Origin of the sequence: Mesobacillus maritimus, from assembly GCF_019749255.1 — a bacterium.
Classification (GTDB): Bacteria; Bacillota; Bacilli; order Bacillales; family Cytobacillaceae; genus Mesobacillus_B; species Mesobacillus_B maritimus_A.
The window spans coordinates 94,992-105,479 of the sequence record NZ_JACWFH010000013.1 but is presented as its reverse complement, the minus strand read 5'-3'; the positions used below and the strand labels follow the sequence as shown (position 1 = coordinate 105,479).

7 protein-coding genes are annotated in these 10,488 nt (G+C 40.8%); all 7 read left to right on the top strand.

All coding sequences use genetic code 11. The annotated features are described in order from the left end of the window. The first annotated feature begins 619 nt into the window (after positions 1-619). Entirely contained in the window at positions 620-2,536 is a 1,917-nt protein-coding gene (locus H0185_RS12820; RefSeq protein WP_221873895.1) for a stage V sporulation protein D, read from the top strand. Positions 2,537-2,965: 429 nt separating this feature from the next. Then, on the top strand, positions 2,966-4,435 hold the full coding sequence (locus H0185_RS12815) for a UDP-N-acetylmuramoyl-L-alanyl-D-glutamate--2,6-diaminopimelate ligase (RefSeq protein WP_221873894.1): 1,470 nt from the start codon (positions 2,966-2,968) through the stop codon (positions 4,433-4,435). Between the two features lie 151 nt (positions 4,436-4,586). Next, positions 4,587-5,561 carry a phospho-N-acetylmuramoyl-pentapeptide-transferase gene (gene mraY / locus H0185_RS12810; protein WP_221873893.1) on the top strand — a complete coding sequence of 325 codons (975 nt, stop codon included), beginning with the start codon at positions 4,587-4,589 and terminating at the stop codon, positions 5,559-5,561. Further along, complete coding sequence (murD, locus tag H0185_RS12805) at positions 5,562-6,914, top strand: UDP-N-acetylmuramoyl-L-alanine--D-glutamate ligase (RefSeq protein ID WP_221873892.1); 1,353 nt, start codon at positions 5,562-5,564, stop codon at positions 6,912-6,914. It abuts the gene before it with no gap. Positions 6,915-7,009: 95 nt separating this feature from the next. Next, positions 7,010-8,110, top strand: a complete 1,101-nt coding sequence (gene spoVE, locus H0185_RS12800) for a stage V sporulation protein E (RefSeq protein ID WP_221873891.1) — start codon at positions 7,010-7,012, stop codon at positions 8,108-8,110. A gap of 297 nt (positions 8,111-8,407) precedes the next feature. Continuing rightward, entirely contained in the window at positions 8,408-9,499 is a 1,092-nt protein-coding gene (gene murG / locus H0185_RS12795; RefSeq protein WP_221873890.1) for an undecaprenyldiphospho-muramoylpentapeptide beta-N-acetylglucosaminyltransferase, read from the top strand. Positions 9,500-9,560: 61 nt separating this feature from the next. Beyond that, positions 9,561-10,469 carry a UDP-N-acetylmuramate dehydrogenase gene (murB, locus tag H0185_RS12790; RefSeq protein WP_221873889.1) on the top strand — a complete coding sequence of 303 codons (909 nt, stop codon included), beginning with the start codon at positions 9,561-9,563 and terminating at the stop codon, positions 10,467-10,469. The last annotated feature ends 19 nt before the right edge of the window (positions 10,470-10,488 follow it).

Below are 10,488 nucleotides of genomic sequence, written 5' to 3'. Positions count from 1 at the left end.
CTTATTTTGGGCACGCTGGAATCTCCACCGTTCCCTTTTGCATGATGCTCTCCTTATTTTGGGCACGCTGGAATCTCTAACAATCCTTTTTCCCATCCTCTCCTAATACCGGCACCTAATTCAATACTAAGACCTAGCATTGGGGTATGGGAATAGAGAGGTCAACTCAGTGCCCAAAGTAATGAAAAAGGTTGAAGTATGGAAATCGAAAGTGTGTCTCAGTGACGATAGTAATGAAAAAGGTTGGAGTAAGGGAAACGAGAAGGCGGCTCAGTGCCGATAGTAGTGATGAAATAGGAGTATGGTAACCGAGGAAAAGCCTTGATGCCCAACGTTGTGAATGTCTTTTAAGTCGGGAATCATGACGCCGCGGTGTTATATCAATGAGCTCCAGCTCAGCTTCTAACCCCTCTGCTCGTCATATGCCATTCCTGAATTGAAGGCAAAGAACGCCTTCTATTCAGGCTCGTCTCATGCCAGTCGGGTTTAATCAAGCCGCTTCCGCTTTAGTGGTTATATTGGTTTTTGTACAAGCATATATTTGAACAAGCAGTTTACCTAGGATGGTCGTGGCTTACGGGCTGTTTGTTAGGGGGTATTGAAGGAGGATGTTTGTTAAATGCGTGTATCTAATGTGACGGTTAGGAAGAGGCTAGCCTTTACTCTTGTTGTAGGGATTCTCGTTTTTTTCATTATTGATGTGAGGCTTGGATATGTACAGTTTTTTATGGGGGATTGGCTAACGGATAAAGCGAAAAGTTCTTGGAGTCGGAATATTCCTTTTGAGCCCAAGCGTGGAGAAATCGTTGACCGAAATGGTGTGGCTTTAGCAACGAATATTAGTGCACCGACGGTTTGGGTGGTACCAAGACAAATCGAAAATCCGGACGAGACAGCAAAAAAACTTGCGCCTGTATTAAACATTAAGACAGAAAAAGTTTATCAATACATCACCAAAGGTGAATCCATCGTAAGGATCAATGAGGCGAGAAAAATCTCTCATGAAAAAGCAAAAGAAGTCAGGGCCCTAAACTTGAAAGGAATCTATATTGGCGAGGATTCTAAGCGGCATTATCCGTTTGGTGACTATTTATCACACGTCCTTGGGTTTGCTGGCATTGACAATCAAGGCTTAATGGGACTTGAATTATATTATGACGAAGAACTAAAAGGCGAGCAAGGCTCTGTCCAATTTTACGCGAATGCAAAAGGACAGCGGATGGAAGATATGGCAGATGACTATGAACCGCCAAAAGATGGGCTTGACTTAAAACTAACAATTGATAGTAAGGTCCAAACGATTATCGAGCGTGAATTAGATATTGCCGAGGCAAAGTATAATCCTGATGGAATCGTTGCGATTGCGATGAATCCAAATAACGGTGAAATTCTTGGCATGTCGAGTAGACCTAATTTTGATCCAGCCAATTTTCAGACAGTTTCACCAGATGTATATAATCGGAACTTACCAATATGGAGTACGTATGAACCTGGTTCAACTTTCAAAATTATTACCTTGGCAGCGGCTTTAGAAGAAGGCAAAGTTGATTTGGATAAGGACAATTTTCATGACCCGGGGCATATTGAAGTAGCAGGAACGAGAATTCATTGTTGGAAATCTGGAGGACATGGAAGTCAAACCTTCCTAGAAGTGGTTCAGAACTCTTGTAACCCGGGCTTTGTTGAGCTCGGAGAGAGACTAGGGAAAGAAACGTTATTCAAATATGTTCATGGGTTTGGATTTGGAGAAAAGACGGGAATAGATCTTCAAGGAGAGTCGGCGGGAATTCTTTTTAATCTAGCTAGAGTAGGCCCGCTTGAGCAGGCAACCACTGCGTTTGGGCAGGGTGTTTCGGTTACACCAATTCAGCAGGTGGCTGCTGTTTCTGCAGCCGTGAATGGCGGGACACTGTATACTCCATATATTGCGAAGGAGCTTGTTAACCCAACGACAGGAGAAGTGGTTATGCAAAAGTCTCCAGAGGCAAAAAGAAAAGTCATTTCCGAGGAAACTTCTAAAGAAATTAGACGTGCTCTGGAGACCGTAGTAGCGCAAGGCTCCGGAAAAGGTGCTTTCGTTGAATCATATCGTGTTGGAGGAAAGACGGGTACAGCGCAAAAGGCACAAGGGGGAAGGTACTTAGAAAATAACTATATTGTCTCATTTATTGGGTTTGCTCCCGCGGATGATCCAGAGTTAGTTATTTATGTTGCGGTCGATAATCCAAAAGGTACTGTTCAATTTGGAGGTGTGGTTGCAGCTCCAATTGTAGGGAATATCATGGAAAGTAGTCTGCATGCCTTGGAGGTTGAACCAAGGAAAGAGCAGGTCGAAAAAGAACTTACCTGGCTAGACACCCCGATGATTGAAGTGCCAGACCTAGTGGGACAATCTAAAAAGGAAATTCGTGAGATGCTCGTAAATTTAAAAATTGATACTAGTGGTGAGGGAGATACAGTGGTCAAACAATCTCCGTCTGCAGGTGTAAAGGTGAAAGAAGGCTCCACGATAAGAATCTATCTAGGAGAGGAATAAGGTCTACCCAACAAAAACTAAACGAACTAAGAAAATAAAGGAATGGGCGGCGAATATCTTCATACTTCGCGGCCTATTTTTTATACAAGACTATTTTCGAAAAAATGTTATTAAAATCATCCAATCTTAAGCAGAACACCTAATGTTACTGCTCGTGAATACTTTTTTCTCATTTCTATACCTGATATTGTAAAGAAAGATAGACTTACTAGACCTATTTTCCTATAAAACAACCGAGGCTGAGGATCAAAGGTACTTATAATGAGATGATAGCTAAATTTAACCTAATCATGTAAAATAAAGTGATGCTTCCATCAGAGGTGAAAAGAGATACGTGTGGCCAAATTGCCACCTTATCCCCTTGAGTTATAAAAGGAAAAACTGATGTATGGAGAGAAAATTGCATGTTGTTTGAGAGGATTTGATAGTATGAAACTACATAAGCTACTGGATTCATTGGGTACATTCGGTAACTTTACTGAAGAAAACCCTGAAATTACTTCCGTTGAAAATGATAATAGGAAAGTAATACAAGGAAGCTTATTTATCTGTGTTAAAGGGTATACAGTCGATGGCCATGACTTTGCGAAGTCTGCAGTCGAAAACGGTGCAGTTGCCGTCCTTGCAGAAAGAAACTTAGACATAAATGTGCCTGTCATTGTTGTGAAAGATACATCAAGGGCAATGGCTATTCTTGCGGATGCTTTCTATGAACAACCGAGTCATAAGCTTCACATGATTGGGATAACGGGAACAAACGGTAAAACAACAACAAGTCATCTGGTAGAGAAGATTTTTGCTGATGCAGGACAAAAAACGGGTTTAATTGGAACTATGTATACAAAAGTTGGCGACCAAACCTTTGAGGTTAAAAATACAACACCTGAAAGTTTAACTTTGCAAAAAACACTTAAAAAGATGGTTGATGAAAAAGTAGAGACAACGGTAATGGAAGTGTCTTCGCATGCCCTTGTCCATGGGAGGGTTCATGGGACAGATTATGATGTTGCTGTGTTTACAAATCTAACCCAGGACCACCTTGATTACCATAAAACAATGGAAGAATATAAAAAGGCAAAGGGGCTCCTTTTTTCTCAATTAGGGAACAGCTTTAACCTCAAAAAGCCCAAATATGCCGTCCTTAATGCGGATGATCCAACTAGTGCTGAGTACGAGCGTAGTACGGCTGCAATTCCCTTCACTTATGGAATTGATAATAAGGCTGATCTACAAGCGAAAAATGTGCAAATGTCAGCAAGTGGAACTTCGTTTGACCTTGTTAGCCCATTTGGAGTTCACAAAGTGAACATCCAACTAATTGGAAAATTTAGTGTGTATAACGTTCTTGCAGCGATTGGTGCAGCGTTGGTTTCAGGGTTACCACTTGCTAGCATTATTTTATCGGTAGAAAAGGTAAAAGGTGTGTCAGGCCGATTTGAACCAGTAGATGCAGGTCAAGGCTTTTCGGTAATCGTAGATTATGCTCATACTCCAGACAGTCTTGAGAATGTATTAAACACAGTTCGCCAATTTGCTCAAAAACGCATTTTTGTTGTTGTTGGTTGTGGGGGTGACCGTGATCGTACTAAACGTCCTCTGATGGCGAAGATAGCTTGTGAACATGCGACTGATGCTATTTTTACTTCAGATAACCCACGAAGTGAAGACCCTGAACGAATCCTTGAAGATATGGAAGAAGGGGTCAAAGGGGAAAACTATACCAAAATTACAGACCGAGAAGAAGCGATTCGCTATGCTGTTGAGCAAGCTAAAGATGGGGATGTTATTTTAATTGCCGGAAAAGGGCATGAGACGTATCAGCAAATCGGCAAGGAAATTTTTGATTTTGATGATAGAGAAATTGCATTTAAAGCAATAAAGCAGAGAAAGGAACAATAGAATAAAGTGATGGACAATAAAATGATACAAAGCACGCTATATACAACTAATTTTGTGTTTCAAAAGAGGAACGGTATGAAGGAAACAGGCTCTTTGCCGTGTATGAAGAACAGGTCTGCTATCAGCAGCCCAGAAGAAAGGGGGGAATAAAATGCTGGAGCAGGTCATTTTATTTACCATTTTATTGAGCTTTTTAATAACGGTTATCCTTTCTCCAGTGTTTATTCCGTTCTTAAGAAGATTAAAATTTGGTCAGAGCATCCGTGAGGAAGGACCGAAGTCTCATCAAAAAAAGACTGGGACTCCAACTATGGGTGGATTAATGATTCTATTGTCTATCGTTGTAACAACGATTGTCATGACTCAGAAGTTTTCAAGTCTGACTGTAGAAACTTTTCTTTTGTTATTTGTAACACTTGGATTTGGTTTGTTAGGGTTTTTAGATGATTTTATTAAGGTTGTCATGAAGCGTAATCTTGGATTAACCTCCAAACAAAAATTACTTGGACAAATCGTGGTTTCGGTCATTTTTTATGTGATTTTTCAACAGAGTAATTTCTCAACGGTGATTTCGATTCCGCTCACAGATATATCGTTTGATCTTGGGTGGGGTTATGTATTACTTGTCATTTTTTGGATGGTTGGTTTTTCGAATGCAGTCAATCTTACAGATGGTCTAGATGGTCTTGTTTCAGGTACTGCCGCAATTGCTTTTGGTGCTTTTGCTGTCCTTGCGTGGAACCAGTCCCTATTTGAAGTATCAATCTTTTCTGTTGCCGTTGTGGGAGCGGTCTTAGGTTTTCTAGTTTTTAATGCTCACCCAGCCAAGGTATTCATGGGTGATACAGGTTCCTTGGCACTTGGAGGAGCGATTGCCACAATCGCGATATTAACAAAGTTAGAGTTTTTATTAATTATTATTGGTGGGGTATTCGTCGTCGAAACTCTCTCGGTTATTCTTCAGGTCATTTCTTTTAAAACGACAGGGAAGAGAATTTTCAGAATGAGTCCGCTCCATCACCATTATGAGCTTCTCGGTTGGTCCGAATGGCGTGTTGTTGTCACGTTTTGGACTGTAGGTCTCCTATTCGCCATTATTGGTATCTATATTGAGGTGTGGATATAAGTGAAACAGGTTCGTTTTTACAAACATAAGAAGATACTCGTTCTCGGACTAGCGAAAAGCGGTGTCAGTGCAGCTGCACTGTTGCATAAGCTGGGTGCATTTGTGACAGTTAACGATAGTAAACCTTTATCAGAAAATCCAGAGGCCCAAAGTCTGCTTGAGCAGGGGATAAAGGTTGTTTGCGGTGGCCACCCTGTTGAACTTATGGAAGATGGGTTTGAATTAGTCGTAAAGAACCCAGGTATCCCATATCAAAATCCCATGATTATGAAGGCAGTCGAGAAGCAAATCCCGATTATTACAGAAGTGGAACTTGCTTATCAAATTTCTGAAGCACCGTTTATCGGAATCACAGGGACAAATGGAAAGACAACAACCACTACATTGATATTTGAAATGTTAAAAGGAGGAGGAAGAAATCCACTAATTGCTGGGAATATCGGAACGGTAGCTTCCAGTGTTGCTCAGGAGGCAAGCAAAGACGATAATATTGTCATTGAATTATCCTCCTTTCAGCTAATGGGGATTTCTTCTTTCCGCCCTAAAATTGCAATTATTACGAATTTATATAGTGCCCATCTCGATTACCATGGCACACTCGAGGAATATCATCAAGCAAAGGCCAGAATTACTGAAAATCAGCAAGAAGATGATTACTTTATCTGCAATGCGGACCAAGAAGGAATTATGGAGATTGCACGCGGATCAAAGGCAAAAATTATCCCATTTTCTACAAAGAAACCTCTTGAAAATGGGGTCTTTGTGGAAGATAGGTGGATATTTTTCAATCAGGAAAAAATTATTTCTTTAGATGATATTGCCCTTCCAGGTGAGCATAATTTAGAAAATATTTTATCGGCTGTGGGGGCTGCTAGATTGGCAGGCGCCGATAAGGAAGCGATTATTCATGTTCTAAAAACATTTACTGGAGTGCGCCATCGTCTGCAATTCGTTGATGAGGTTTCAGGACGAAAATTTTATAATGATTCAAAAGCCACTAACATCTTAGCGACTCAAAAGGCACTTTCCGCTTTCAACGCACCAGTTATCTTGCTTGCTGGTGGGCTTGATAGAGGCAATAGCTTTGACGAGCTCATTCCATCCCTTGAAGGGGTTAAAGGAATCGTTACCTTTGGGCAAACAGCTCAAAAGATTGAGGACGCAGGAAAGCAGGCAGGGATAAAAACAATTATTCGCGTCGATAATGTTGAAAAAGCCGTTCCTGAAGCTTTCAACCTATCTGATGCTGGTGACGTCATTTTGCTTTCCCCTGCCTGTGCAAGTTGGGACCAATATAAAACTTTTGAGGTCAGGGGAGACATGTTCATCAAAGCCGTGCATAAGCTTAAGTAGGGCTTGTCTTTGATCTCACTCGATTACCCGCTTTGTGCTGGATAGATTGGCAAGCATCGTACAGGCCCGAATCTAATCAGCCGAGGTGTTTTAAGTTGCCAACGAAAAAAACAACCCCTGACTTTATTTTGCTAATTGTTACTTTTTCGCTACTCGCTGTAGGAATGACGATGGTCTACAGCGCTAGTGCAATTTGGGCAGAGTATAAATTTGACGATTCCTTTTTCTTTGCTAAGAGACAGATGTTATTTGCTGTTGTCGGCATCATTGCGATGTTCTTTATTATGAATGTTGATTATTGGACATGGAGAACATGGGCAAAAGTTATTCTCATTGTTTGCTTTGTCCTTTTAGTCCTCGTCTTAATTCCAGGCGTCGGAAATGTGCGGAATGGTTCTAGAAGTTGGATTGGAGTGGGCGCCTTTTCTGTCCAACCATCAGAGTTTATGAAATTGGCGATGATTGCGTTCCTTGCAAAGTTTTTATCTGAGAAACAAAAGCAAATAACGTCGTTCAAGGCAGGGTTAATGCCTTCCTTAGGTCTTGTGTTTACAGCTTTTGCACTTATTATGCTGCAACCTGATTTGGGTACAGGGACCGTAATGGTAGGGACTTGTGTCGTCATGATTTTTATCTCTGGTGCGAAGATCATGCATTTTGTTTACTTAGGTCTTGTGGGGGTCGCTGGCTTTGTCGGCTTAATAGCCTCTGCCCCTTATCGAATGGATCGGATTACCTCGTTTTTAGATCCTTGGAAAGACCCGCTAGGCACTGGTTTTCAAATGATCCAATCTCTTTATGCAATAGGTCCAGGTGGGCTGTTTGGCTTAGGGTTAGGTGAGAGTAGACAAAAATTCTTTTATCTACCTGAGCCGCAGACAGACTTTATATTTGCCATTATCGCAGAGGAGTTAGGTTTTATCGGAGGTTCCTTTGTCCTGCTTCTATTTTCTCTCCTGCTATGGAGAGGGGTAAGAATTGCCTTAGGTGCGCCTGATTTATACGGTAGTTTGCTCGCAACGGGAATTATTGCGATGATTGCTATCCAAGTGATGATCAATATTGGAGTGGTTACGGGCTTAATGCCAGTTACGGGGATTACGTTACCGTTTTTAAGTTACGGTGGTTCTTCTCTGACCTTGATGTTAATGGCGGTAGGTGTCCTCTTAAATGTAAGCAGATATTCGAGATATTAATCTAACCCTGTGATACAGGGTTCTTTTTGTTCATCAAGTATATTTACTTTGTGTGTTCATATTATTTTTATAATGTACATACGCTCTATATGGTGTTAATCTGTCGTAAAGAAATGCTTTACCACTAGGTAATGGGTACCCTAGGCGTATGTTACAATTCATTAACAATCATTTTAAAATCCATTTAGGAGTTTAGAATGTAGTAGAATAGGGTATAGCCTGAGAAGCTTTGCTATTCCTTTGCAAATTTTCTTGGCTTGTTTCCTGTATTTAATTGCTCTTCAATGAGGTGAGAAAATGAAAATAGTCGTAAGCGGTGGAGGAACCGGAGGTCATATTTATCCGGCACTAGCTTTAATAAGAGAGATAAAAAAGAAAGATCCGAACGCTGAATTTCTATATATAGGAACAGAAAAGGGCCTAGAAAGCACAATTGTACCGAGGGAAAATATTCCTTTTAAATCGATACATATTACAGGATTTAGACGGAAGCTGAGTTTTGAAAATATTAAAACGGTTCTCAGGTTCTTAAAAGGAGTTACGGATAGTAAAAGAATTCTAAAAGAATTTAATGCTGATGTTGTGATTGGCACGGGTGGGTATGTATGCGGCCCGGTTGTCTATGCAGCAGCTAAATTAGGCATTCCGACCATTATTCATGAACAAAATAGTATTCCAGGATTAACGAACAAGTTCTTAAGTAGATATGTTGATCGGATTGGAATCTGTTTTGAAGAAGCAAGACAGTATTTCCCAGCAGATAAGGTTGTAATGACTGGTAACCCTAGAGCATCTGAGGTGTTAGGTCAAGATGGGAAAAAGGGAAGGCAGTCTGTCGGATTGAAAGACAATCAACCTGCTGTTTTAATTTTTGGAGGCAGTAGAGGGGCAAAGCCTTTAAATGAAGCAGTCTTAAAAAGCCTGACAGAAATGGGAAGTAAACCGTATCAGGTTTTATATATTACTGGGGATGTTCATTATGAAGAAGTAAAGAAAGAAGTAGAGTTAATTGGGAATCCAGAAAATGTGATCATAAAGCCATTTATCCACAATATGCCTGAAGTGCTGGCGGGGATTGATTTAACTGTTGCACGTGCAGGAGCAACTACGCTTGCTGAGTTGACTTCACTAGGGATCCCAAGTATCCTCATTCCAAGTCCGTATGTTACCGATAATCATCAAGAAAAAAATGCGCTAGCTTTAAGCACACATCAGGCTGCCGAGCTATTACTTGAGAAGGACTTAACAGGACCTAAACTTATTGAGAAAATAGATGGAATTTTAACTAACAGAGAAAAATTAATAGAAATGAAATCTGCTTCGAAAAGATTAGGCATACAAGATGCTGCGAACAGGATGCACCAGCTGATTAAAGAACTTGTTAAGTAGCCCAGTGATAATTCTGTGCATAGGATAGATAAATGGATTTTGCTGAAAGGAAGATTTTTTAATGAAGGAATTGGCAAAACAACTTCAAGAGATGAAAATTGGCACCGTAAAAGAGAATGAGCCATTAGCTAGTCATACAACCATTAAGATTGGTGGACCAGCAGATTTATTTATTGAGCCTTCTACAATTGATAATCTGGAGAAAGCGATGAAAGTGATTCGTGAAGCTGGAGTTAAATGGACGGCAATTGGTCGCGGATCTAATTTACTTGTATCGGATAAGGGGATAGAAGGGGTTGTCATCAAGCTGGGAGCGGGTCTTGATCATGTTGAAGTAGTCGGAAATACGGTTACGGTTGGGGCAGGGGCTTCCGTAGTCGCTTTAGCGATGACTTTGAGTAGGAAGGGCCTTTCTGGTTTAGAATTTGCCAGTGGCATTCCAGGTTCTGTAGGTGGAGCCGTTTACATGAACGCTGGTGCCCATGGGTCGGATATTTCCAAAATCCTAGAAAAAGCCCATATCCTATTTGAAGATGGAACAATGGAATGGTTGAACGTAGAACAAATGACGTTTTCCTATAGAACATCTGTATTGCAAAAAGAAAGACCCGGTATTGTCTTAGAGGCAGTCTTCAATCTCCAAAACGGGGAGGTTGATACCATTAAGGGTGTTATCAAGAAAAACAAAGATTATCGTAAGGATACTCAGCCTTGGAGCTCTCCGTGTGCTGGGAGTATTTTTAGGAACCCCTTACCCAACTATGCTGGTCAGTTGGTGGAAAAAGCAGGTTTAAAAGGATATTCAATAGGGGGAGCACAAATATCTGAAATGCATGGAAATTTCATCGTGAACACCGGAAACGCAACAGCAGCTGATGTTTTAGCATTAATTGACTATGTCAAAAAACAGATATGGGATCTGTATGGTATAAGGATGGAAACAGAGGTTGAAATCATCGGTAAAATTTAAGCGAAAACCCTCTGTAATT